Raw genomic sequence first — 22,830 nt, forward strand, 5'->3', positions numbered from 1 at the left:
GCCAAGTCTGGAGATTAACAGCAATGGCTGGGGATGACCGCGAGCCCATTGGGCGCAAAGGGAAACAACCAAAACGCACCGCGTCGCGCAAGCCGCCGCGCCGTCGTCGAGATGACGATTACGATGATTACGAGGAAGACGAGTACCAGGATGAAGATGATGATTATGAAGACGAGGAAGAACGCATGCCGCGTAAGGTAAAAGCGACTCCGCCGCGTAAAAAACGCCGCTGGCTCGGCTTGCTGATCAAACTGATTCTGGTGGTTGCCGTGCTGTTGGCCATCTACGGCGTTTATCTGGATTCGCAGATCCGCAGCCGCATTGACGGCAAGGTCTGGCAGTTGCCGGCGGCGGTGTATGGCCGCATGGTTAACCTGGAACCGGGGATGCCGTACAGCAAAAAGGAAATGGTCGATCTGCTGGAGGGCATGCAATACCGCCAGGTCAGTCGCATGACCCGTCCGGGGGAATTTACCGTACAGGCCAACAGCATTGAGATGCTGCGTCGTCCCTTTGATTTCCCGGACGGTAAAGAGGGGCAGATCCACGCCCGCCTGGATTTCCAGAACAACCGTCTGGCGAAAATCGAGAACATGGAAAACCAGCGCAGTTTCGGGTTCTTCCGCCTCGATCCGCGCCTGATCACTATGTTGCAGTCACCGAACGGTGAACAACGTCTGTTCGTGCCGCGCGCCGGTTTCCCGGATCTGCTGGTGGATACGTTGATCGCCACCGAAGACCGTCACTTTTATGAACATGACGGTATCAGCCCGTATTCCATCGGCCGTGCCGTGTTGGCTAACCTGACCGCCGGGCGTGCGGTGCAGGGCGGCAGCACCCTGACGCAGCAGTTGGTGAAAAACCTGTTCCTGACCAACGAGCGTTCGCTGTGGCGCAAGGCCAACGAAGCCTACATGGCGTTACTGGTGGATTACCGTTACAGCAAGGATCGTATCCTTGAGCTGTATCTGAACGAGGTTTACCTCGGCCAGAGCGGCAACGACCAGATCCGCGGTTTCCCACTGGCCAGCCTGTATTACTTCGGCCGCCCGGTGGATGAACTGAGTCTGGATCAGCAGGCGCTGCTGGTGGGCATGGTCAAAGGGGCGTCGCTGTATAACCCTTGGCGTAACCCGAAACTGGCGCTGGAACGCCGTAATCTGGTCCTGAAACTGTTGCAGAACCAGGGCGTTATCGATGCAGAACTGTATAACATGCTCAGCGCCAGGCCGTTGGGCGTGCAGCCGAAAGGTGGGGTGATCACACCACAGCCGGCGTTTATGCAGATGGTGCGTCAGGAACTGCAAGCCAAGCTGGGCGACAAGGTTAACGATCTGTCCGGGGTGAAAATCTTCACCACGCTGGATCCGGTTTCGCAGGATGCGGCGGAAAAAGCGGTCGAAGACGGTATTCCGGCATTGAGGGCGGCTCGTCACGTTCAGGATCTGGAAGCGGCGATGGTGATTGTCGATCGCTTCAGCGGTGAAGTCCGCGCCATGGTCGGCGGTGCCAACCCGCAGTTCGCCGGGTTTAACCGTGCGATGCAGGCGCGCCGTTTGGTCGGTTCACTGGCCAAGCCACCCACTTACCTGACTGCGCTTTCCGAGCCGGACAAATATCGCCTCAACACCTGGCTGGCGGATCAGCCTTTGACGCTGAAATTGTCGAACGGCACCGTCTGGCAGCCAAACAACTATGACCGCAAATTCCGTGGGCAGGTGATGCTGGTGGACGGGTTGGCCTTCTCGCTCAACGTCCCGACGGTGAATCTGGGTATGGCGGTTGGGCTGGATCAAATCAGTGCCACACTGCAACGTCTGGGCATTCCGAAAGCGGAAATCAATCCGGTACCTTCCATGCTGCTCGGGGCGATTGGCCTGACGCCGATGGAAGTGGCGCAGGAATACCAGACCATCGCCGGTGGCGGTAATCGTGCGACGCTGTCAGCGGTGCGCTCGGTAATAGCCGAAGACGGCTCAGTGCTGTACCAGAGCTTCCCGCAGGCGGAACGCGTGGTGCCGGCGCAGGCGGCTTATCTGACCTTGTACGCCATGCAACAGGGTGTCGCACGCGGGACTTCTCGCTCGTTGTCGGTGAAATTCCCCAACTACAATCTGGCGGCGAAAACCGGTACCACCAACGATCTGCGCGACAGCTGGTTTGCCGGTATTGATGGCAAAGAAGTGGCTATCGCCTGGGTGGGGCGTGATAACAACGGCCCTGCCAAGCTGACCGGTGCCAACGGTGCGCTGACCCTGTATCGCCGCTATCTGGAAAACCAGACGCCGCTGCCGCTGATGTTGCAGCCGCCGGAAGGTATCAACCAGATGGGCATCGACTCAGGCGGTAACTTTGTCTGTGGCGGTGGTGGGCGCACCATTCCGGTGTGGACCGACAATCCGCAAGGGCTGTGTCAGGCAAGCCAGGCGGCTCAGCAACAGCAACAAGAGCAACAACAACAGCAGCAGCAACAGGCTGCGGGTGAGCAAAAAGATGCTGACGGTGTTGCCGGTTGGATCAAGGACATGTTTGGCAAGTAAGCGGTCAACCATGTAAAGCGCTTAGGCGAAAAGTTTTTCTTTGTTATTAAGCCCGTAACTTTCTGTTGCGGGCTTTTTCGTTTCTCTGCGTAATTTATTTCCATCTGGTTAATGGGGCTAAGCGGTTAATCACACACCAATTTACCGGCTGAATTCGACTTGCAGTTTAATTTGGCTTCTGCATAAAATGCGTCGCTTATAATAATTATTATCGTTTACATTCGTCATCAAATAATTTACCAGAGAAACCACCTATGCTGACCAAGCGTCTCCCATCTTCCGCGGCCAAGCAGGGCCGAACTCACGTCAGTGGGTTAGCGATAACTATCGCTGCCGCACTTGGCACGCTGGCAATGCCGGCATTTTCCGCCGACACCAGGGAAGAGACCCTTACCGTGGTGGGCAGTAGCCAACCGCAGCAGGAAAGCGCCTGGGGGCCGGTCGGCACCTATGCGGCCAAGCACAGCGCCACCGGTACCAAAACCGATACGCCGATTGAAAAGACCCCGCAGTCGATTTCCGTGGTGACGCGTGAAGAGATGGATATGCGCCAGCCGGAGACGGTGAAAGGTGCGCTGGCTTATTCGCCGGGGGTGATGGTGGGTAACCGTGGTGCTTCTACCGCCTACGATGCGGTGAACATTCGCGGATTCAGTTCGGTGGGTACCAATATGTACCTCGACGGCCTGAAACTGCAGGACGACAACTACTCCATTTACCAGATCGATCCTTACTTCCTTGAGCGTGCCGAAGTGCTGCGTGGTCCTTCTTCGGTTCTCTATGGCAAGAGCAATCCGGGTGGCGTCGTTGCTCTGGTCAGCAAACGGCCAACCACCGAAAGCCTTCGTGAAGTTCAGTTCAAGATGGGTACCGACAACCTGTTCCAGACCGGTTTCGATTTTGGCGGCGCGGTGGATGATGACGGTGTTTACTCTTACCGTTTGACCGGTCTGGCGCGTGATGAAGATCAGCAGCAGGTGGGTGAAAAGAGTAAGCGCTATGCCATTGCGCCTTCTTTCAGTTGGCGGCCGGATGATCGTACCTCTTTGACTTTCCTCAGCAGTTTCCAGGATGACCCGAGTGTGGGCTTTTATGGCTGGTTGCCGAAAGAGGGCACGGTGCAAAATGGCATCAATGGTAAATTACCAACCAGTTTCAACGACGGTGAGCCGGGTTACAACAATATCTCGCGTAAGCAGCAGATGGTCGGGTACGCCTTTGAGCATGGGTTTGATGACGTATGGACAGTGCGCCAAAACTTGCGCTACTCCAAGATGGACGTTGATTACCGCTCCATCTATGGCCAGGGTATCAGCGCGACTAACCCTGCTGAATTGACACGTGGCGTGATGAACTCAAAAGAACACATGTCCAGCTTTACTGTAGATACGCAGGCACAGGCCAAGTTTGCAACGGGGCAAGTTGACCATACCTTGTTGATGGGTGTGGACTACATGCGCATGCGTAACGACGTCGTCTATCAGTACGGCACTGCTGCCCCGCTGAATGTCGTGTCCCCCCAGTACGGCAACCAGAGTTACACCATTACCGGTGGTGCAAGTCAGGTCAATCGTCAGGAGCAAACCGGGCTTTATGTACAGGATCAGGCCGAGTGGAATCAATGGGTGCTGACCATGGGAGGGCGCTATGACTGGAGCGACACCAACAGCACCAACCGTTTGAACCAGAATTCGGTATCAAAGCAGAAGGACAACGAATTCAGCGGCCGCGCTGGTCTGAACTATGTCTTTGAAAATGGCATTGCGCCTTATGTCAGTTACAGTGAATCCTTTGAGCCGACTTCAGGCACGGACTTCAGTGGTAACACCTTCGCCGCCTCCAAAGGAAAACAGTATGAAGCCGGCGTGAAGTATGCACCGAAAGATCGCCCTATTACTGCCAGCATGGCGATTTATCAGCTGACTAAAACCAACAACAAGGTGGCTGACCCTAATCCAGATCATCCATTTGCCAGCGTGCAGGGCGGTGAGATTCGCTCTCGTGGTGTCGAGCTGGAAGCCAAAGCTGCGCTGTCGGCCAACGTTAACCTGCTGGGATCTTATACCTACACGGATGCCGAGTATTCCAAAGACACTACGCTTCAGGGCAATACCCCGGCTGCGATTCCAAAACACATGGCTTCACTGTGGGCGGATTACACCTTCCATGAAACCGCCATCAGTGGCCTGACCCTGGGTTCCGGTGTTCGCTATGTCGGCTCCAGCTATGGTGATGAAGCCAATACCTTTAAAGTGAAAGACTATACGGTGGTTGATGCCGCGATAAAATACGATTTGGCGCGCTTCAATCTGCCGGGTTCCTCGATTGGCATCAACGTGAACAACCTGTTTAATAAAGAATACGTCTCCAGCTGCTTCGCCACCTACGGCTGCTATTGGGGCGCAGAACGCCAGGTGGTCGCCACCGCAACCTTCCGCTTCTAACCGGATCACCGGGGCGGCGTGATGTCGCCCCGGATTAAGTAGGACCTATGCAGGATAAACACCCCAATCACGACGCCACTTTTACTCTGAACAGCGCCAGCTTTGCCGTTCCCGGCCGCGTGCTGCTGCAACCCTTGTCGCTGACCTTTCCCGTGGGCAAAGTCTGTGGGCTGATCGGCCATAACGGCTCCGGCAAGTCCACGCTGCTAAAAATTCTTGGTCGCCATCAAAGCCCTACCACCGGCAGTGCGTTGCTCAACCAGCAGCCACTGGGCCAGTGGGACAGCAAGGCTTTTGCGCGTCAGGTCGCCTATCTGCCCCAGCAACTGCCCGCTGCAGAAGGCATGACGGTGCGTGAACTGGTGGCGATTGGCCGCTACCCATGGCATGGCGCGCTGGGCCGTTTTGGCACTAACGATCGTCAGCAGGTGGAAGAGGCGATTGCGCTGGTGGGCTTGAAGCCCTTCGCCAACCGTCTGGTGGACAGTTTGTCCGGTGGGGAACGTCAACGCGCCTGGCTGGCGATGATGGTGGCGCAGGACAGCCGCTGTCTGCTGCTGGATGAACCTACCTCGGCACTGGATATCGCTCATCAGGTTGAGGTGCTGGCGCTGATCCAGCAACTGAGCCGGCAACGTGGCCTGACGGTGATTGCGGTGCTGCATGATATCAATATGGCGGCGCGCTACTGCGACCATCTGGTGGCCTTGCGCGGCGGTGAGATGATTGCCCAGGGTAGCCCACTGGATCTGATGCAGGGTGAGGTGCTGGAACAAATTTACGGTATTCCTATGGGAACGCTGCCACATCCAAGCGGCGGTGCGCCGGTGAGTTTTGTCTACTGATGCCTGATTCCTCTGATTTTCACCATGATTCCGTTCGCCGTCGCCTGTTAACGGCTATGGCGCTATCACCTTTGCTGTTTTCTTTGCCAGGGCAAGCCGCTGCCACGCCGCCTGATCTTGCGCGCATTGTGGCGCTGGAGTGGTTGCCGATTGAACTGCTGTTGGCGCTGGGGGTTACCCCCCTGGCCGTCGCTGATATCCATAACTACAACCTGTGGGTGGAAGAGCCAAAATTGCCTGCCTCGGTGATTGATGTCGGCCAGCGCACCGAACCTAACCTTGAGCTGTTACAGCAGCTTCAGCCATCGCTGATGTTGCTGTCGAAAGGCTATGGCCCCACGCCGCAAAAGCTGGAGCCTATCGCTCCCTCAATGAGCTTTAGCTTCAACGACGGCAGTGGCAAGCCGCTGACGGTGGCCAAACAGTCACTGCAAGCCTTGGCGCAGCGTCTGGGACTGGAAACCCGGGCGGTGCAGCATTTGGCCGAGTTTGAGTGCTTTATTCGGGATGCGCGTCAGCGTCTGCATTCATACACGGTACAGCCATTGCTGATGTTTTCACTGATCGACACTCGCCATGCGCTGGTCATTGGTCAGAAAAGCCTGTTTCAGGAAGTGATGGACCAGCTTGGAATAATCAATGCATGGGAAGGGGAAACCAACTTTTGGGGCACGGCAGTGGTGGGGATTGAACGTCTGGCGATGGTGAAAAGTGCGCGGGCGATTTATCTCGACCACGGTAATCAGGAAATGTTGAAGAAAGTCAGCGCCACCCCGCTATGGCAGGCATTACCCTTCGTGCGGCAGAATCAATTGCGCCAGGTACCGGCGGTGTGGTTCTACGGGGCAACGCTGTCGGCGATGCGCTTTTGCCATCTGCTGGAGCAGGCGCAGGAGAGTTATTCATGAGTGCGCACATCCGGGCATTCCCGCTGACGCTGGTACTGCTGCTGTTGGCTGCGGCCGGCGGCCTGACGCTCTACAACCTGCTGCAACAGCTGCCCTGGGCATTGTGGGGGCAGGCGCTGATGGCGCCGAACATCGATGATGTACAGCAAATGCTGTTCCACTACAGCCTGTTGCCGCGGCTGTCGGTCTCTCTGCTGGCCGGTGCCGGGTTGGGATTGGTCGGCGTGCTGTTTCAGCAGGTTTTGCGCAATCCGCTGGCCGAGCCGGCAACGCTTGGGGTTTCCGCCGGGGCACAGCTTGGGTTGACGGTTGCTACGCTGTGGATGTTGCCGGGCGGCGAACTGACTCGCCAGTTGGCCGCTATGGCGGGGGCGGTAGTGGTCGGTGGGCTGGTGTTCGGCGTGGCCTGGGGCAAACGCATGTCGCCGGTGACGCTGATCCTGGCCGGGCTGGTGCTGGGGTTATACTGCGGTGCGGTCAACAGCCTGCTGGCGTTGTTCAATTACGATCAACTGCAGGGGGTGTTCCTGTGGAGTACCGGAGCGCTGAACCAGCAAGACTGGAGCAACGTGCAGTTTATTCTGCCGCGCCTGCTGGTGGCCGGGCTGTTGGCGGTGCTGTTGCTGCGCCCACTGACGCTGCTGGGGCTGGACGATGGTGTGGCACGCAATCTGGGGCTCGGGCTGTCGATGGCGCGTTTCTGCGCGCTGGCCGTGGCAATTATCTTCAGCGCCATGTTGGTGAATGCCGTTGGGGTGATTGGTTTTATCGGCCTGTTTGCTCCGCTGATGGCGAAAATGCTGGGTGCGCGTCGGTTGGCGCACCGCATGATGTTGGCTCCGCTGTTGGGGGCTCTGCTGCTGTGGTTAACCGATCAGGTGATGATCTGGCTGACGCAGGTATGGCGAGAAGTCCCGACCGGTGCGGCTACCGCACTGTTTGGTGCACCGCTGTTGTTATGGTTGCTACCGCGCCTGCGCAGTGCTTCAACACCGCCACCGATGAATCTGGGCGATAAGGTGCCGGCCGAACGTGGCCATCTGCTGGTGTGGGTGACGCTGGCTGGAGCGGTGCTGTTGGCCGGTATTGCCGTTGCGTTGATGCTGGGCCAAAACGCCGCCGGTTGGCACTGGAGCCAGGGTGCCCAGCTGGAGTCATTGCTGCCGTGGCGCTGGCCTCGGGTGTTGTCGGCACTGGCTGCGGGCATGATGCTGGCGGTGGCGGGGACCTTAATCCAAAAACTGACCGGTAACCCGATGGCCAGCCCGGAAGTCCTGGGCATCAGCTCGGGGGCCGCCTTCGGCGTGGTGATGATGCTGCTGGTGGTACCGGGTGATGCCTTTGTCTGGTTGCTGCCGGCCGGGAGCCTGGGGGCCGCCGGGACCCTGCTGGTGATCATGATTGCCGCCGGGCGCGGAGGGTTCTCCACCGAGCGGATGCTGCTGGCCGGTATCGCGCTCAGCACGGCGTTTACCACCACCATTTTCCTGCTGCTGGCCAGTGGCGATCCGCGCACCGGTGGCCTGCTGACCTGGATTTCCGGCTCCACCTATTCGGTGACGCCGGAGCAGGCGGTGCGAACGGCGGTCATTGCAGTTGCGCTGATTGCGTTGGCGCCGCTGTGTCGTCGTTGGCTTAGCATCCTGCCGCTCGGCAGTGCCACCGCCCGCTCGGTGGGTATTGCCCTGACGCCGGTACGCCTGAGCATTCTGCTGCTGGCCGCCACGCTGACCGCCATGGCAACGCTGACCGTAGGGCCGCTGAGTTTTATCGGCCTGATGGCGCCGCATATGGCACGAATGTTGGGTTTCCGCCGTGCATTACCGCAGATGGTGATTGCCGCGCTGCTGGGGGGGCTGTTGATGGTATTTGCCGACTGGTGCGGACGCATGGTGATGTTCCCGTACCAAATTCCCGCCGGGCTGCTGGCGACCTTTATCGGCGCGCCGTATTTCGTTTACCTGTTGCGCAAGCAAACTTCGTAAACGACCTGGCGACTCCCGTTCTTGCCCTCAAAGGCTCAGCATTGCTGGGCCTTGTTTTTTTGTATTTACAGACTGTTGCAGCGCTTTGCGCAACGCTGTGCAGAAACGGAATTTGGTGCAGAAAGGGACGCTGAAATCAGGGGATGGGTGAATATACTGCGTGCGGGTGCTCTGGATCTTTCGTCCTGAGCATACGCAAGGGATAGAAAGAGAAAAGCCCCGTGTCGATATACATCAACCCGAGGCCAACTCTAACGCCAGAGAACGTTAGGTTAGCTTCTTACCTGCCGAGAGGCAAGGAAAAGGAGGTCAAAAATGCAGCAGGGACGGATAGTTCCAAGGCTGATGATTATCTGCATGACGCTGATTGCGCTTATGTGGATCACCCGCGGTTCGCTGTGCGAATTGCGCATCAAGCTGGGCGACACGGAAGTTGCAGCCATTCTGGCTTACGAATCCAAAGGGTAAGGCAACCCAACGGCGGGGGCGTTGTTCCCGCCTGTTGGTTGTTTGCGCGTTGATCCATGAGCACCCATCCGATAAAAACAAAACGGCAGGCCTCGGCTTGCCGTTTTCACTTTGGCAGCCTTGGCTGGCACTGCTGTATTTTCAGGCTGTTGCAGTGCTTTGCGCAACGCTGCGCAGAAACGGAATTTAGCGCGGAAAGAGACGCCGAAATCAGGGGGAAGGTGAATATACTGCGCGCGGGTGCTCTGGATCTTTCGTCCTGAGCATACGCAAGGGATAGAAAGAGAAAAGCCCCGAGTCGGTATACATCAACCCGAGGCCAACTCTAACGCCACACAACGTTAGGTTAGCTTCTTACCTGCCGAGAGGCAAGGAAAAGGAGGTCAAAAATGCAGCAGGGACGGACCGTTCCAAGGCTGATGATTATCTGCATGACGCTGATTGCGCTTATGTGGCTCACCCGCGGTTCGCTGTGCGAATTGCGCATCAAGCTGGGCGACACGGAAGTTGCAGCCATTCTGGCTTACGAATCCAAAGGGTAAGGCAACCCAACGGCGGGCATTGCTCCCGCCTGTTGGTTGTTTGTGCGTTGATCCATGAGCACCCATCCGATAAAAACAAAAACGGCAGGCCTCGGCTTGCCGTTTTCACTTTGGCAATCTTGGCTGGCACTGTTGTGTTTTCAGGCTGTTGCAGTGCTTTGCGCATTGCTGCGCAGCTATGACATTCAGTGTGGAAATGGGCGTCGCGCTCTGGAAGAAGGTGAATATACTGCGGGCGGGTGCTCCTCTCTGGTCGAGAGGCAAGGAAAGATGCATCCATACACTCAAATTACCTTGGTGTACGTAGTACATCTCATAGTGTATCGTGTACCTCAACATGGAGAGGGTGCCAGTGAGTCATGCGCTAGTATTTATTGAGACCCCGATGTTCACACGGCAGGTAAAGCAAATAGCCACGGACGACGAGCTAAAAGACCTCCAGAAAGAACTCATCGAATCACCAGGCAAAGGCGATCTGATTCAGAAAACCGGCGGCCTGCGAAAAATCAGGATGGCAACAGGATCCCAGGGGAAAAGCGGCAGTGCCAGGGTGATTTACTTTCTGGCAACCGAAGAGGTTATTTATCTGGTGATGGCCTACCCGAAAAGTATTAAAGACAGTCTGACCGAGACAGAAAAGTCAGTGCTGAAGAAATTGACGAAATTGCTGAAAGATGAGGTGTGACATGAGCTTTTTTGACGATATGAAAACGTCTCTTGAAGAGGCTGTCGACATTAAAAATGGCGTTACTGCACCGGCCAATGTCACTCGTTATGCTATCGCAGATGTGAAGGCGATTCGGGAGCAACTGAACGTTTCACAGAGCGAAATGGCAAAGGCGCTCGGTACCAGCGTTGATACCATCAAAAGCTGGGAAACCAAAAGACGTAACCCAACAGGTCTGGCGGCAAAGGTGTTGGCGGCCATCCAGGCTAACCCTGAATTCTTCCGCGAGCTTGCTGCGCATTAGTTAACGCGACGATTGTTGTCTCATCCGTAGTCTGTACCCCATCCCATAAAAACAAAACGGCGAGCTTAAGCTCGCCGTTTACACTTCCGATACCCAGGCTTATTTCAGGCCGGCAGCATCGCGCAGCAGGGCTGCTTTGTCGGTTGCTTCCCAAGGGAAGTGCTCACGACCGAAGTGGCCATAGGCAGCAGTTTCGCGGTAGATCGGCTGCAGCAGATCCATCATCTGGATCAGGCCGTATGGGCGCAGATCGAAGAACTCGCGCACCAGCAGAGTCAATTGCTCGGTGGGGATCTTCTCGGTACCGAAGGTTTCCACCATGATGGAGGTCGGTTCTGCTACGCCGATAGCGTAGGAAACCTGGATCTCACAGCGGTCAGCCAGGCCGGCAGCAACGATGTTTTTTGCTACGTAGCGCGCAGCGTAGGCTGCTGAACGGTCAACCTTGGACGGATCCTTACCGGAGAATGCACCGCCGCCGTGACGAGCCATGCCGCCGTAGGTATCAACGATGATTTTACGCCCGGTCAGACCGCAGTCACCCATTGGGCCACCGATAACGAAACGGCCGGTTGGGTTGATGTGGTATTTGGTGGCGGCGCTCAACCATTCGGTAGGCAGAACCGGTTTGATGATCTCTTCCATCACTGCTTCTTGCAGGTCTTTCAGAGAAATATCTTCGGAATGTTGAGTGGACAGCACTACCGCGTCGATACCAACGATTTTACCGTCGTCGTACTGGAAGGTGACCTGGCTTTTTGCATCCGGACGCAACCACGGCAGAGTGCCGTTCTTGCGCACTTCGGCCTGGCGCTGCACCAGACGGTGTGCGTAGGTCACCGGTGCAGGCATCAGCACTTCGGTTTCGTTGGTGGCATAGCCAAACATCAGGCCCTGATCGCCGGCACCCTGTTCCAGCGGATCGGTACGGTCAACGCCCTGATTGATATCCGGGGATTGCTTACCGATGGCGCTCAGTACGGCACAAGAGTTGGCGTCGAAACCCATATCCGAATGAACATAACCAATTTCACGCACGGTTTTACGGGTGATCTCTTCGATATCTACCCAGGCGCTGGTGGTGATTTCACCGCCGACCAGCACCATGCCGGTTTTCACGTAGGTTTCGCAGGCTACGCGTGCTTTAGGATCCTGTTCCAGGATGGCGTCGAGAACGGCATCGGAAATCTGGTCGGCGATTTTGTCAGGATGTCCTTCAGAGACGGATTCAGACGTGAAAAGGTGTTTAGCCATTGTGTTCGTTACCTTGCATAAGACGGGTTAGAAATTACTGCACAGCGCTGGAGATCCGGCATCAAAGCGAAGGGTCTTCCGCTGACGGCGCGAGATACATCCTGCAACGCCCCTCAGGCAAAGCCGTTAAGCAGTTTCTTCGTTAATCAGTATAGATGGATTAACATCTGGACGTCTATTTTAGGTCAGGCCTTGGCCGGATTGCCAGTATTTTTTTGCCATTTCGCTCTTTTGCGCAAAGCCGGCGACGCCATTTTCATCGCTTGAAACAGTTTCCGGCAAATTTTCATTTTGCATTTTCCCCGTGTTATCGGTATAAACTGCGCGCGCGGCTCATTTGGTGCACAGTGCGGGACAAGAAGTTGTAAACTTCTGTGAATCCCCATTGGGTAGCCCGATTTTCAGCCGCAGACGCTGACTGTTGGCGTCGCCGCTTCATAGAACGGTCACGTTCTTACACTATTAATAGAGGCTCGGTCGTTCATTGTGGGCGGCGTGCGTGGAGGTGGTTGGATTAATGATCCGTTGTCTACCGGTTGTTGGTTCTCAGCAACAGTGCCGTTCTGGCGCACATTCTTTTGCTATCTCCCGTCTAGTCTCTACACCACCTTTCAGGTGTGATAAACACCTGGGCGCTACTCAGGATCCTCGGGCCGGTTAACGGTCGTCTGAAGAACTGAACAAGGGTAGCCTGCAGCCTTCCTGTGGGATGTTTCTTGACCCGATTCACGAGGTTTGAACAGGGTGTCTTACAATTATATGAGTAATAAACCGATCGCTGACCGCGAACGGCAGTTTTATTCGCTGCCGCAAGGGCGGTTTGTTGGGTTGTTCTCGCGGGTTGTAGCTGCGATAGTGGCTGACTGTATCGTCAGTACGGGATGTGAGGCGAGTAATGTCTGATGATCTATTGATTCACCGTCCGTCAGCAACGGGCGAATCTATATCTTTGCGCTCCATGCAGGAGGTTGCTATGAATGACCGTGATGCCAGCAAGATGCTGCGCACTTATAACGTCGCCTACTGGGGCAACAATTATTATGACGTCAACGAACTGGGCCACATCAGCGTGTGTCCGGATCCGGACGTCCCGCAGGCACGTGTCGACCTGGCCGATTTGGTAAAACAACGCCAAAAAGATGGCCTGCGTTTACCGGCGCTGTTCTGTTTCCCGCAGATCCTGCAGCATCGCCTGCGTTCGATCAATGCCGCGTTCAAACGCGCGCGTGAGTCGTTCGGCTATGAAGGCGGCTATTTCCTGGTTTACCCAATCAAAGTAAACCAACATCGTCGCGTGATTGAATCGCTGGTCAACTCCGGTGAACCGCTGGGGCTGGAAGCCGGCTCCAAAGCCGAGCTGATGGCCGTGCTGGCACATGCCGGTATGACCCGTTCGGTGATCGTCTGTAATGGTTATAAAGACCGTGAATACATCCGTCTGGCACTGATCGGCGAAAAACTGGGGCACAAGGTGTACCTGGTGATCGAGAAGATGTCCGAGATCAACATGGTGCTGGAAGAAGCCGAACGTCTGAACGTGGTACCGCGCCTGGGCGTGCGTGCGCGTCTGGCGTCACAAGGTTCCGGTAAATGGCAGTCGAGTGGCGGCGAAAAATCCAAGTTCGGTCTGGCAGCCATTCAGGTGCTGAAGCTGGTGGAAACCCTGCGCGAAGCGGGTCGTCTCGACAGCCTGCAACTGCTGCACTTCCACCTGGGTTCGCAACTGGCCAATATCCGCGATATCGCCACCGGCGTGCGTGAGTCTGCGCGTTTCTACGTTGAACTGCACAAACTGGGCGTTAACATCCAGTGCTTCGACGTGGGCGGCGGTCTGGGCGTCGATTATGAAGGCACCCGTTCGCAGTCCGACTGCTCGGTGAACTACGGCCTGAACGAATACGCCAACAACGTGATCTGGGGTATCGGCGACGCCTGTAATGAACACGGTTTACCGCACCCGACGGTGATCACCGAATCCGGCCGTGCGGTTACCGCGCACCATACGGTACTGGTGTCCAACGTGATCGGCGTTGAGCGCAACGAATTCAGTGAGCCATTACCTCCGGCAGAAGACGCGCCACGCGCGTTGGAAAGCATGTGGGAAACCTGGCAGGAATTGAACGAGCCGGAAAACCGTCGCTCGCTGCGCGAATGGCTGCACGACAGCCAGATGGACCTGCATGACGTTCACACTCAGTACGCTCACGGCATGCTGGATTTGACCAAGCGCGCCTGGGCCGAGCAGCTGTACCTGAACATCTGCAACAAAATCCAGCAGCAGTTGGATCCAAGCAACCGCGCCCACCGTCCTATCATCGACGAACTGCAAGAGCGTATGGCGGACAAGTTCTACGTCAACTTCTCGCTGTTCCAGTCAATGCCGGACGCCTGGGGTATCGATCAGCTGTTCCCGGTGCTGCCGCTGGAAGGGTTGGACAAGCCGCCGGAAGGCCGCGCGGTACTGCTGGACATCACCTGTGATTCTGACGGCACCATCGATCACTACATCGACGGTGACGGCGTGGCAACCACCATGCCAATGCCGCCGTACGATCCGGAAAACCCGCCGGCGCTGGGCTTCTTTATGGTCGGCGCCTATCAGGAAATTCTGGGCAACATGCACAACCTGTTCGGTGATACCGCCTCGGTTGACGTGTTTGTCTTCCCTGACGGCTCGGTAGAAAGCGAACTGTCCGATGAAGGCGATACCGTTGCCGACATGCTGGAATACGTGCAGCTCGATCCTACCGCGCTGCTGGCCAAATTCCGCGATCAGGTGAAAGAAACCGATCTGGACAGCGAACTGCAGGCGCAGTTCCTGGAAGAGTTTGAGGCCGGTTTATACGGTTATACTTATTTAGAAGATGAGTAAGTAGCCGTGAAAGGCCGGGCATCTCCCTGATGTCCGGCCTTTTTTAATGGTATTTCCCCACAGTCCCCTTCGATATTTCTTTCCCCCCTATCAGTTATCACAAATTTGTTATCTCTCCGTGAGGATTCGGACAGGGATTTCTCTGTAGCTTGTCACTATCGGTTGGACCGGTTTGCGGGGTGACAATAATGATTAACAGACGGCGGTTTATTCTGGCTGGCGGCGGCCTGTCCGCAGCGCTCGCATTAGGGTTATTGCCAAGAAAGGCGGCCCGTGCGGCGGCCTCCGGGCAATTTGAAGTCAACTACACTGATCAACAGTGGCATCAGCGGCTGTCCGCCGCGCAATTTCATATTTTGCGTGAAGAAGGCACCGAAATACCCTATAGCAGCCCACTGAACGACGAACATCGCGACGGGGTGTTTTCCTGCGCGGGGTGTGATTTACCGCTGTTTTCCTCTCATACCAAGTTTGACAGCCACACCGGCTGGCCAAGCTTTTACCAGCCGCTTGAACAGGCCGTCGCACAGCGCCAGGACCGATCATTTGGCATGGTGCGGGATGAAGTCCACTGTCGGCGCTGCGGCGGACATTTGGGACACGTATTTGACGACGGCCCGCAGCCTACCGGATTGCGTTACTGCATGAATGGGGTGGCGCTGTTGTTTACGCCGCAAAAGGCATAATGGGGAGAGCGAAATGTTGATCCTGATACTGGCTTATCTCGGCGGCATTCTGACTATCGCCAGCCCCTGCATTCTGCCGGTGCTGCCGTTCATTTTTTCGCGCGCCGATCGTCCTTTTTTACGTTCCGGTTTACCCTTGCTGGCGGGCATGGCGCTGACTTTTGCGCTGTTTGCCACGCTGGCGGCCGTTGGCGGCGGCTGGGTGGTGGCCGCCAATCAATATGGCCGCTGGCTGGCGTTGGTGTTGATGGCGGTATTTGGCATCACCTTGCTGTTCCCGGCGGTTGCCGAACGCGTGATGCATCCGCTGGTCTCGGCCGGCAATCGCCTGTCGGACAAGATAGCGGCAGACCAGCAGCATCAGGTGGGGCCATCTCTGTTATTGGGGGTCGCCACCGGGCTGCTCTGGGCGCCGTGCGCCGGGCCGATCCTCGGTCTGGTGCTGACCGGTGCCGCGTTGCAGGGGGCGAATGTCGGTTCAACTTTCCTGTTATTAGCCTATGCCGCCGGGGCGGCGACCTCGCTGGCATTGGCGCTGCTGATTGGCGGCAAGGTATTCAGCGCCATGAAACGTTCGCTGGGGGCTGGTGAATGGATCCGCCGGGTTTTGGGCGCTGCAATGCTGGTTGGGGTGGTGGCGATTGCATTGGGGTTGGATACCACAGTGCTGGCGCGCATTTCAGCCGCGTCTACCGGTGGCATTGAACAACGCTTGGTGCAGATGTTTACCCCTGCCGCCACGCCGGCAAAACTGCCGATGCAAACGGCGGTCGACACACAGCCAGTATTGGACGATCTGGGCGAGATGCCGGCGCTGTCAGGGGCCGTGCAGTGGTTAAATTCCCCGCCGCTGACCGCTGAGTCCCTGCGTGGCAAGGTGGTGCTGGTGGATTTCTGGACTTACTCCTGCATTAACTGCCTGCGTACTTTGCCTTATGTGAAGGCATGGGCAGAGAAATATCGCGACCAGGGGTTGGTGGTGATTGGCGTGCATGCGCCGGAGTTTGCCTTCGAGAGAGACATTGGCAACGTCACCAAAGAGGCGAAAAAACTGGGTATCGACTACCCGATCGCTATCGATAACAACTACAGCATCTGGCGTGCGTTCAACAATCAATATTGGCCTGCCCACTACTTTATTGATGCCAGCGGGCATATCCGTTACCAGCATTTTGGCGAAGGTGATTATGCGCAGTCTGAGCGGGTGATCCAGGAATTGCTGCGTCAGGCTGGTGCCAAAAATATCAGCACCGCCGTTAGCCAGGTTGCCGGGCAGGGGGTTGAACAGGCGGCGGGTAATCAGGCTGGTATTTCGCCGGAAACTTATTTGGGTTATGCGCGGGCGGAAAACTTTGCCTCTGGCAAGGCCGAGCAAGACATGGTTGCCCGCTATGGCGTACCGGAAAATTTACCGCTCAATGATTGGGGCCTTGCAGGAAACTGGACCGTGGGTGGTGAAAACGTGACGCTGAATGCCCCTAACGGGCGCATCGTCTATCGATTCCATGCCCGGGATTTGCATTTGGTGCTCGGCCCGGTAAGCGGGGGTAAGCCGGTGGCTTTCAAAGTGACGTTGGATGGTAAAGCGCCCGGTGAAATGCATGGCGCCGATATCGCACCTGATGGGCGCGGCGTGGTCACCGATCAGCGGCTTTACCAATTGATCCGACAAACCGACGGTGCGGGGGAACACACCTTCAGCATCGAATTCGAACAGGCAGGCGTCGCGGCCTATGCCTTCACTTTCGGCTAATCCAGTGGTGAATATGATGAAACGTTCAAACAAGCCCGGTACGTGGTTGCGATCTTCTGCCATCATTGGCGTGATGGCGTTGGCTGGCGCAGTGTTCTGGCAGGGGAACGCCTGGTCATTTGGCGGAGCGGAAACGGCGGTGGCGATCCCGGCCCCTGCGGTTGATGAGCCGGCAGGAACCTCGCACAGTGAGACGGCTATTTTTGCCGGCGGCTGTTTCTGGGGTGTGCAGGGCGTCTTTCAGCATGTGAAGGGCGTCACCGACGCCGTCTCCGGTTATACCGGGGGAACCGCGCAAACTGCCGATTATCAGCAGGTCAGCGGCGGCGATACCGGCCATGCGGAGTCGGTGAAAGTGACCTTTGACCCGACACAGGTTTCTTACGGTGACTTGCTGCAGATCTTTTTCTCGGTGGCGCATAATCCCACCGAGCTTAATCGACAAGGCCCGGACAGTGGCACCCAGTATCGTTCGGCGATTTTCCCGCAGAGTGATTCACAACAACGGATTGCCAACGCTTATATCGCCCAGTTACAGGCCAGCCACAGTTATGAGCAGCCGCTGGTGACCCGCGTCGAGAGCAATGGGCATTTTTATCCGGCAGAGAGTTACCATCAGAATTATCTAACCGCACATCCTGACTCCATGTACATCATGATTAACGACCAGCCGAAAATAAAACAGCTGGAGCATTTATTCCCAACGCGTTATAGCCAGCAGCCCGTATTGGTGAAACAGTAGCGTAGCAACGTAATTATTTTTCGAAGCGTTGGTAAAGGTAATCCACCAGGAGCATAGACGCAGGGACATAGATGAGAATAATTTCCAGGGCAATATCATTGATTGAATCAATCTGAGAACACAGGTAACCCAATGGGAAACTTAACAAAAAGGTTATGGCCTGCAGTGAAAAATAAATTTTCTGGTGTTTGATAATCCGTTTATGGCGCTTTGGCATGATTGTTAACATTGTATTTGTTAGCCTGTTTTTTAGCTGGACATATAAGGTTTAATCGTTAGCGGAAGTATTTTATTATTCTTTTTTAGGGTTTTTTAATTTAATAAATACCTGTTTCTTAAATAGGGTGTTAACAAACTTATATAATTTATATGTCAGGTTAAGGGACCAAAATCACAAAATTTAATCACGGCAAGCGGCCGCGTTCACATAACGGAAGGATGCAGGGTCTATACTGGGTGACGACGAGCTGCCGGGATGATGATGCGCGCTCTTGAAGCGCGAACGAAATGCGGCGATAATCTGCTGCATCAGCAGTACTGAAACAGATTTCGAATGGATCCCTTTCTCGTCGGGCTAACGACGCGGGAGGGATTTTTTTTTGCCAGCGCCTGTGTGATTTTTCAACAGGCGAAACGTTGAAATATGAGGGTTTACTATGAGTACCTTAGGCCACCAGCCCGATAATTCTTTAGTGTCCAACGCCTTTGGTTTCCTGCGCTTTCCGCTGAACTTTATGCCTTACGACAGCGATGCAGAGTGGGTCATCACCGGCATTCCATTTGATATGGCAACCTCCGGCCGTGCCGGTGGCCGTCATGGCCCTGCGGCGATCCGTCAGGTTTCTACCAACCTGGCCTGGGAAGGCAACCGCTGGCCGTGGAACTTTGACTTGCGCGATCGTCTGAACGTGGTCGACTGCGGTGATATTGTGTTCAACTTTGGCGACGCTCAGAGCATGAGCGACAACCTGCAGGCGCACGCGGAAAAACTGCTGGCGGCCGGCAAGCGCATGCTCTCATTCGGCGGTGACCACTTTGTTACCTTGCCGCTGCTGCGCGCACACGCCAAACATTTCGGCAAAATGGCGCTGGTGCACTTCGATGCCCATACCGACACCTACGCTAACGGCAGCCAATATGACCACGGCACCATGTTCTTCCATGCGCCGAACGAAGGCCTGATCGATCCAAAACATTCGGTGCAGATCGGCATTCGTACCGAATACGATCACGACAACGGCTTTACCGTATTGGACGCTGCGCAGGTTAACGATCGCAGCGCGGACGACCTGTTGGCTCAGATCAAACAGATCGTCGGCGATATGCCGGTATACCTGACCTTCGATATCGACTGTCTGGATCCGGCGTTCGCACCGGGCACCGGCACGCCGGTGATCGGCGGCCTGACCTCCGATCGTGCGCTGAAACTGGTACGCGGCATGCAGTCACTGAACATTGTGGGTATGGACGTGGTGGAAGTGGCACCGGCCTACGATCAGTCCGAGATCACCGCGCTGGCCGCGGCGACCCTGGGCCTGGAAATGCTGTATCTGCAGGCTGCCAAGAAGCAATCTTAAACAGTAACAGCTTAAACTCTGGCCTTTCAGAGGCCAGAGTCCATGGAGATAGCATGCTGACCAAGCCTTCAACACGTCTCAACAAATATATAAGCGAGAGCGGTATCTGCTCGCGCCGCGATGCCGATCGTTACATCGAACAAGGCAATGTTTTTATCAATGGCAAGCGCGTGACGCTTGGCGATCAGGTGTTCCCAGGCGACGTCGTCAAGGTCAACGGTCAGCTGATTGAACCGCGTAACGAAGACAATCTGATCTTTATTGCGTTGAACAAGCCAGTCGGTATTGTCAGCACTACGGAAGAAGGCGAGAAAGACAATATTGTCGATTTCGTGAATCACAGTACCCGCATCTTCCCGATCGGGCGACTGGATAAAGATTCACAGGGCCTGATCTTCCTCACCAACCACGGCGATCTGGTGAACAAGATCCTGCGGGCGGGCAACGATCACGAGAAAGAATATTTGGTCACGGTCAACAAACCGGTAACCGACGACTTCATTCGTGGCCTGGGGGCCGGCGTGCCGATGCTGGGTACGGTGACCAAAAAGTGCAAGGTGAAGAAAGAAGCGCCCTTTGTGTTTCGCATCGTGCTGGTGCAGGGGCTTAACCGCCAGATCCGCCGCATGTGTGAGCATTTCGGCTATGAGGTCACCAAGCTGGAGCGTACTCGCATTATGAATGTGAGCATGGCCGGGTTGCCACCGGGTGAATGGCGTGACTTAACCGACGATGAACTGGTCGAGTTGTTTAAATCGATCGAGGGTTCTTCCTCGGAAGCCAAGCCGGCGAAAAAAGCCAAACCGGCGGTGAAAAAGCCCGCCAGTGCGCCGAAAAGCGCCGAAAAGCCAGCCGGAGGTGCTCCTGCTCGTAAGCGCTTCGCTCAGCCTGGCCGTAAAAAGAAAGGGCGTTAAGCCGCAGTAACATGAATATGAGTCGGGGCGCGTTATCTGCCCCGACCCTTTTACGCCCGCTTTGCCTCACGCGTCATCAGCATCCGGCTGAACAACACGCCACCTGCCAATAATGTCACCCCCTGTGACACGATCAGCACCGCAAATCCCGAAGACACCTTGCCCTGGCTGGCCATCACCATGCCCATAATCATAGGTACAAACGCCGAGAACATATTGCCGATGCCGTTAATCAGCCCATAGGCGCTGCCGACTGCCTGCGGCTGCGCATAATGCTGTAACAGCGTCGGGATTGCGGCACCCTGAGCGCCCCAACAGGCATTGGCCGCCAGCAGGAAAAAGGCGATCCAGCCGAGCTGTTCGCTATGCATCACGCCATAGATGCACAGCGCGGTCGCCGCACCGCCAAAGGCGAAAATCAGCGGTGCCTGATAAGGGCGGATGCGATCGAGCAGCACGCCCCCGAGGTATTTTGAGCCGATGCTGACGATAAACGGCAACGAGGCCATCCAGCCCATCTGTTTGATGGAAAAGCCTTTCTCGTCGGTCAGGTAGGCCGGTAGCCAGGAACTGGATCCCCACAGGTAGCTGAGGGTAGCGATCTCGATAAGCATGATCCAGCCGAGCATCGGGGTGCGCCAGGCGAGGGCAAAAGTATCCCAGACGCGTTGCAGGATCGGCCTTGAGTCAACGGCGCGCGACGGCAATGCGGCGGGGTGGATAAACAGCCGTACCAACGCCAGCCCCAGCAACAGGTTGATTAGCGCCAGCAAATAGAAAGATACCGCCCAGCCGAAGTGCGCCATCAGGAAACTCACCAGCGGAAAGCCAATCACCAGCCCCAACGAGACGCCAAGGGTGCTGACCGCATTGGGCTTGCCGCGTTCATCGGCAGCGAAGTGATCGCTGATATACATGGTTTTCAACGAGAACAACGGCCCCTCACTGACACCCAACAATACGCGCACCGCAAATAACAGCAGCAGCGACCCTGCCAACGGCGAGGCGGCGGTGAGCAACGCCCACAGCACAATGCTCAGCGTCAGCGCACGGCGATAACCCATCAGCGTTTCCAGGAACGGCGTCAGCAGCATGGCGGAAAGCCCGTAGCCGAGTAAAAACACCGTCATCAACATACCCTGATGCGCGCGGTTACCCCCGAGCTGGAAGTGTTGCAGGAAGTCGGGGTTAACCAGCATCACGGCGATATTGACCCGATCGGCATAGGCGATGACGATCAAAAACAGCAGGGCCATGACCCCGAACCAGCGTTGACGTTGTTGCACAATACGCTCCATCTGAGTTCCTTTGGCGGGTGGTTAACAAATTCAGGCAGCAGAGAACTAACCCGCTGATTTCACAGTGCTGAAAAGCAGGCTTGAGTCACCTAAATGTAAATTTATTGTTATTAAAAAGAGTGGTTAGCCAGTGAGAGAGAACTTTTACTCTCATTGCGCCAGCCAGATCAACCTGTTTTTAGCCATGAATTTGTGATGAAAAGCACAATGTTCATCAGTTTTTCATATCGGTGCATTTTTTCGTGATCCTCTCCGCATTTGTCATGTTTAAACAACTTTCCATTAACAATTGCCGCTTTGCTCTCTTGACGAAAGTTTCACCAGACTTATAGTGAGCGTATTAAATAAGAAACTGAGTTTCATATATGAAACAATCAGATAGAGGACAGAAGCAATGAGCTGGAAGAAAGTGTGTGAAGTGTCTCAGGTGAAAGAAGATTTTCCTTTCTCCGCCAACGTGGAAGGGAAAGAAGTCGGGGTGTATCTGATCGACGGCAACTATTACGCGCTGGAAGACGTCTGCCCACATGCCTATGCCTTGCTCAGCCAGGGGTTTGTTGATGACGGTAAGGTCGAGTGTCCGTTGCACGAAGCATTGTTCGACGTACGTACCGGCCAGTGCCTGCGTGAGCCAGGCGGCCGCGATCTGCAAACCTATGCCACCCGGGTGATCGACAATCAAATCCAAATCACCTTTATTGCGGAGGAGTAATCATGCAGCACATCACCGATTTCAATCCCTGGCTGCCGGACACCCAACAGGTGATCCCGGCGCGCGAAGGCGGCAACGGTCAAATTCACCAACCAGGCCAATTCCAAAACGTCATCTGGCAGAACCGTGCCCGGGTGCCGGACGGTTTTGAAACTGCGCTGGTGACGGCGTTGGAAGAGATCTTCGATCAGGGCGCGGAAGAGCTGGAGCAGATCGTCAGCGCGCTTAATCAGCGTCGCCTGTTCGATCGCAACGGCCAGCCGTGGAATGAGACGGCGTTCCGCGAATTCCTTCACGTTAACGGTTTCTGATCCACACC

The 22,830-nt window shown here is 55.8% G+C and carries 20 protein-coding genes; 18 read left to right on the forward strand and 2 right to left on the reverse strand.

The window, feature by feature from the left end; translation table 11 throughout:
* Positions 1-23 precede the first annotated feature (23 nt).
* The 9 genes from mrcB to nadS all read left to right on the forward strand — a co-directional run bounded on the left by mrcB (position 24) and on the right by nadS (position 10,703).
* Positions 24-2,540, forward strand: coding sequence for a bifunctional glycosyl transferase/transpeptidase (gene mrcB / locus FCL49_RS18235; protein ID WP_174354621.1), 2,517 nt, complete (start codon positions 24-26; stop codon positions 2,538-2,540).
* Between the two features lie 254 nt (positions 2,541-2,794).
* Positions 2,795-4,984, forward strand: a complete 2,190-nt coding sequence (gene fhuA / locus FCL49_RS18240; RefSeq protein WP_174354622.1) for a ferrichrome porin FhuA — start codon at positions 2,795-2,797, stop codon at positions 4,982-4,984.
* A 47-nt stretch (positions 4,985-5,031) separates the two neighbouring features.
* Positions 5,032-5,829, forward strand: a complete 798-nt coding sequence (fhuC, locus tag FCL49_RS18245) for a Fe3+-hydroxamate ABC transporter ATP-binding protein FhuC (RefSeq protein ID WP_174354623.1) — start codon at positions 5,032-5,034, stop codon at positions 5,827-5,829.
* Positions 5,829-6,737 (forward strand): Fe(3+)-hydroxamate ABC transporter substrate-binding protein FhuD, encoded by a 909-nt coding sequence (gene fhuD / locus FCL49_RS18250; RefSeq protein ID WP_174354624.1) that lies wholly within the window; start codon positions 5,829-5,831, stop codon positions 6,735-6,737. The genes fhuC and fhuD overlap by 1 nt, the downstream gene beginning before the upstream one ends.
* On the forward strand, positions 6,734-8,722 hold the full coding sequence (gene fhuB, locus FCL49_RS18255; protein ID WP_174354625.1) for a Fe(3+)-hydroxamate ABC transporter permease FhuB: 1,989 nt from the start codon (positions 6,734-6,736) through the stop codon (positions 8,720-8,722). Before fhuD ends, fhuB begins: the two co-directional genes overlap by 4 nt.
* 315 nt (positions 8,723-9,037) lie before the next feature.
* A complete protein-coding gene (locus FCL49_RS18260; protein ID WP_041418706.1) occupies positions 9,038-9,190 on the forward strand; it encodes a Hok/Gef family protein in 153 nt (50 codons plus the stop codon).
* A gap of 389 nt (positions 9,191-9,579) precedes the next feature.
* A complete protein-coding gene (locus FCL49_RS18265; protein ID WP_174354626.1) occupies positions 9,580-9,732 on the forward strand; it encodes a Hok/Gef family protein in 153 nt (50 codons plus the stop codon).
* Positions 9,733-10,084: 352 nt separating this feature from the next.
* A complete protein-coding gene (locus tag FCL49_RS18270; RefSeq protein WP_174354627.1) occupies positions 10,085-10,417 on the forward strand; it encodes a type II toxin-antitoxin system RelE/ParE family toxin in 333 nt (110 codons plus the stop codon).
* 1 nt (position 10,418) lies between these two features.
* A complete protein-coding gene (gene nadS, locus FCL49_RS18275; RefSeq protein WP_174354628.1) occupies positions 10,419-10,703 on the forward strand; it encodes a NadS family protein in 285 nt (94 codons plus the stop codon).
* A gap of 99 nt (positions 10,704-10,802) precedes the next feature.
* Here nadS and metK read toward each other — a convergent pair whose 3' ends face one another.
* Entirely contained in the window at positions 10,803-11,957 is a 1,155-nt protein-coding gene (gene metK / locus FCL49_RS18280; RefSeq protein ID WP_174354629.1) for a methionine adenosyltransferase, read from the reverse strand.
* Between the two features lie 759 nt (positions 11,958-12,716).
* Between metK and FCL49_RS24820 the strand changes: the two genes are divergently transcribed.
* From FCL49_RS24820 to rluF, 7 genes are all read left to right on the forward strand, one after another.
* Complete coding sequence (locus FCL49_RS24820) at positions 12,717-12,860, forward strand: virulence promoting factor (RefSeq protein WP_112347340.1); 144 nt, start codon at positions 12,717-12,719, stop codon at positions 12,858-12,860.
* Positions 12,853-14,829 (forward strand): biosynthetic arginine decarboxylase, encoded by a 1,977-nt coding sequence (gene speA, locus FCL49_RS18290; protein ID WP_174354630.1) that lies wholly within the window; start codon positions 12,853-12,855, stop codon positions 14,827-14,829. Before FCL49_RS24820 ends, speA begins: the two co-directional genes overlap by 8 nt.
* A gap of 188 nt (positions 14,830-15,017) precedes the next feature.
* Positions 15,018-15,515, forward strand: coding sequence for a peptide-methionine (R)-S-oxide reductase MsrB (gene msrB, locus FCL49_RS18295; protein ID WP_174354631.1), 498 nt, complete (start codon positions 15,018-15,020; stop codon positions 15,513-15,515).
* Positions 15,516-15,528: 13 nt separating this feature from the next.
* On the forward strand, positions 15,529-17,268 hold the full coding sequence (locus FCL49_RS18300) for a cytochrome c biogenesis protein DipZ (protein ID WP_174354632.1): 1,740 nt from the start codon (positions 15,529-15,531) through the stop codon (positions 17,266-17,268).
* 16 nt (positions 17,269-17,284) lie between these two features.
* A complete protein-coding gene (gene msrA / locus FCL49_RS18305; RefSeq protein ID WP_174354657.1) occupies positions 17,285-18,010 on the forward strand; it encodes a peptide-methionine (S)-S-oxide reductase MsrA in 726 nt (241 codons plus the stop codon).
* A gap of 656 nt (positions 18,011-18,666) precedes the next feature.
* Positions 18,667-19,587 (forward strand): agmatinase, encoded by a 921-nt coding sequence (speB, locus tag FCL49_RS18310; protein ID WP_112347337.1) that lies wholly within the window; start codon positions 18,667-18,669, stop codon positions 19,585-19,587.
* Positions 19,588-19,640: 53 nt separating this feature from the next.
* A complete protein-coding gene (rluF, locus tag FCL49_RS18315) occupies positions 19,641-20,501 on the forward strand; it encodes a 23S rRNA pseudouridine(2604) synthase RluF (RefSeq protein WP_174354633.1) in 861 nt (286 codons plus the stop codon).
* Between the two features lie 50 nt (positions 20,502-20,551).
* Here rluF and FCL49_RS18320 read toward each other — a convergent pair whose 3' ends face one another.
* The gene (locus FCL49_RS18320; protein WP_174354634.1) at positions 20,552-21,799 is read right to left on the reverse strand and encodes an MFS transporter; all 1,248 of its coding nucleotides are present in this window, start codon (positions 21,797-21,799) and stop codon (positions 20,552-20,554) included.
* Between the two features lie 394 nt (positions 21,800-22,193).
* Between FCL49_RS18320 and FCL49_RS18325 the strand changes: the two genes are divergently transcribed.
* The gene (locus FCL49_RS18325) at positions 22,194-22,511 is read left to right on the forward strand and encodes a non-heme iron oxygenase ferredoxin subunit (protein ID WP_012146671.1); all 318 of its coding nucleotides are present in this window, start codon (positions 22,194-22,196) and stop codon (positions 22,509-22,511) included.
* A gap of 2 nt (positions 22,512-22,513) precedes the next feature.
* On the forward strand, positions 22,514-22,822 hold the full coding sequence (locus FCL49_RS18330) for a recombinase-like helix-turn-helix domain-containing protein (RefSeq protein WP_012146670.1): 309 nt from the start codon (positions 22,514-22,516) through the stop codon (positions 22,820-22,822).
* Positions 22,823-22,830: the final 8 nt, after the last annotated feature.

Source organism: Serratia proteamaculans (genome assembly GCF_013337185.1).
In the GTDB taxonomy this organism is placed as follows: Bacteria; Pseudomonadota; Gammaproteobacteria; order Enterobacterales; family Enterobacteriaceae; genus Serratia; species Serratia proteamaculans_D.

Bases quoted from the DNA above. Each gene is read 5' to 3' on its own strand.
- mrcB (WP_174354621.1), top strand. From the start codon at position 24: ATGGCTGGGGATGACCGCGAGCCCATTGGGCGCAAAGGGAAACAACCA.
- fhuA (WP_174354622.1), top strand. From the start codon at position 2,795: ATGCTGACCAAGCGTCTCCCATCTTCCGCGGCCAAGCAGGGCCGAACT.
- fhuC (WP_174354623.1), top strand. From the start codon at position 5,032: ATGCAGGATAAACACCCCAATCACGACGCCACTTTTACTCTGAACAGC.
- fhuD (WP_174354624.1), top strand. From the start codon at position 5,829: ATGCCTGATTCCTCTGATTTTCACCATGATTCCGTTCGCCGTCGCCTG.
- fhuB (WP_174354625.1), top strand. From the start codon at position 6,734: ATGAGTGCGCACATCCGGGCATTCCCGCTGACGCTGGTACTGCTGCTG.
- FCL49_RS18260 (WP_041418706.1), top strand. From the start codon at position 9,038: ATGCAGCAGGGACGGATAGTTCCAAGGCTGATGATTATCTGCATGACG.
- FCL49_RS18265 (WP_174354626.1), top strand. From the start codon at position 9,580: ATGCAGCAGGGACGGACCGTTCCAAGGCTGATGATTATCTGCATGACG.
- nadS (WP_174354628.1), top strand. From the start codon at position 10,419: ATGAGCTTTTTTGACGATATGAAAACGTCTCTTGAAGAGGCTGTCGAC.
- metK (WP_174354629.1), bottom strand. From the start codon at position 11,957: ATGGCTAAACACCTTTTCACGTCTGAATCCGTCTCTGAAGGACATCCT.
- FCL49_RS24820 (WP_112347340.1), top strand. From the start codon at position 12,717: ATGAGTAATAAACCGATCGCTGACCGCGAACGGCAGTTTTATTCGCTG.
- speA (WP_174354630.1), top strand. From the start codon at position 12,853: ATGTCTGATGATCTATTGATTCACCGTCCGTCAGCAACGGGCGAATCT.
- msrB (WP_174354631.1), top strand. From the start codon at position 15,018: ATGATTAACAGACGGCGGTTTATTCTGGCTGGCGGCGGCCTGTCCGCA.
- FCL49_RS18300 (WP_174354632.1), top strand. From the start codon at position 15,529: ATGTTGATCCTGATACTGGCTTATCTCGGCGGCATTCTGACTATCGCC.
- msrA (WP_174354657.1), top strand. From the start codon at position 17,285: ATGAAACGTTCAAACAAGCCCGGTACGTGGTTGCGATCTTCTGCCATC.
- speB (WP_112347337.1), top strand. From the start codon at position 18,667: ATGAGTACCTTAGGCCACCAGCCCGATAATTCTTTAGTGTCCAACGCC.
- rluF (WP_174354633.1), top strand. From the start codon at position 19,641: ATGCTGACCAAGCCTTCAACACGTCTCAACAAATATATAAGCGAGAGC.
- FCL49_RS18320 (WP_174354634.1), bottom strand. From the start codon at position 21,799: ATGGAGCGTATTGTGCAACAACGTCAACGCTGGTTCGGGGTCATGGCC.
- FCL49_RS18325 (WP_012146671.1), top strand. From the start codon at position 22,194: ATGAGCTGGAAGAAAGTGTGTGAAGTGTCTCAGGTGAAAGAAGATTTT.
- FCL49_RS18330 (WP_012146670.1), top strand. From the start codon at position 22,514: ATGCAGCACATCACCGATTTCAATCCCTGGCTGCCGGACACCCAACAG.